The organism is Mesorhizobium sp. M0019 (assembly GCF_040323975.1).
In the GTDB taxonomy this organism is placed as follows: Bacteria; Pseudomonadota; Alphaproteobacteria; order Rhizobiales; family Rhizobiaceae; genus Mesorhizobium.
Genome location: NZ_JAMYVK010000149.1, coordinates 1 through 680 on the forward strand (window position 1 = coordinate 1; position 680 = coordinate 680).

Genomic DNA, 680 nt, shown 5'->3' on the forward strand with positions numbered 1-680 from the left:
TTGGCGAGATCCTCCGCAGGCACCAGGTCGGGCTTCGCCGGACGGTAGTGGTTCTTGGCGATGATCGTCTGGCCTTCCTTGGAATAGAGATAGCCCAGATAGGCTTCGGCAACTTTGCGTGTGCCCTTGGCATCGACATTGGCGTCGACAACGGCGACCGGCGGTTCGGCGAGGATCGAGGTCGGCGGGATGACGATTTCGAACTGATCGGCGCCGAACTCGTCCAGCGCCAGATAGGCCTCGTTTTCCCAGGCGATCAGCACATCGCCCAGGCCCTTTTGCGCGAAGGTCACGGTCGAGCCACGCGCGCCGGTGTCAAGCACCGGAACATGGGAATAGAGGTTGCCGACGAATTCCTTGGTCTTGGCTTCATCGCCGCCATCGTTGGTGTTGGCCCAGGCCCAGGCCGCGAGGTAGGCCCACCGGCCACCACCGGAGGTCTTGGGATTCGACGTGATCACCTGGACGCTGTCCTTTGTGAGATCGCCAAAATCGTGAATGCCCTTCGGGTTGCCCTTGCGGACGAGGAGGACGATGGTCGAGGTATAAGGAGCCGAATTGTTCTCGAACTTCGTCCGCCAGTCGGGATTGATCTTCTTCGTTTTCGAGACAATCGCGTCGACGTCGCCTTGCAGCCCCAGCGTCACCACGTCGGCGTCGAGGCCGTCGATCACGGCGCG

General features: G+C 61.5%; 1 protein-coding gene. It reads right to left on the bottom strand.

Annotation, left to right across the window (positions count from 1 at the left end; genetic code table 11):
• Window positions 1–680 (bottom strand): sulfate ABC transporter substrate-binding protein (locus NKK47_RS35090; protein ID WP_352579942.1); only part of this gene is annotated, 680 nt, incomplete at both ends.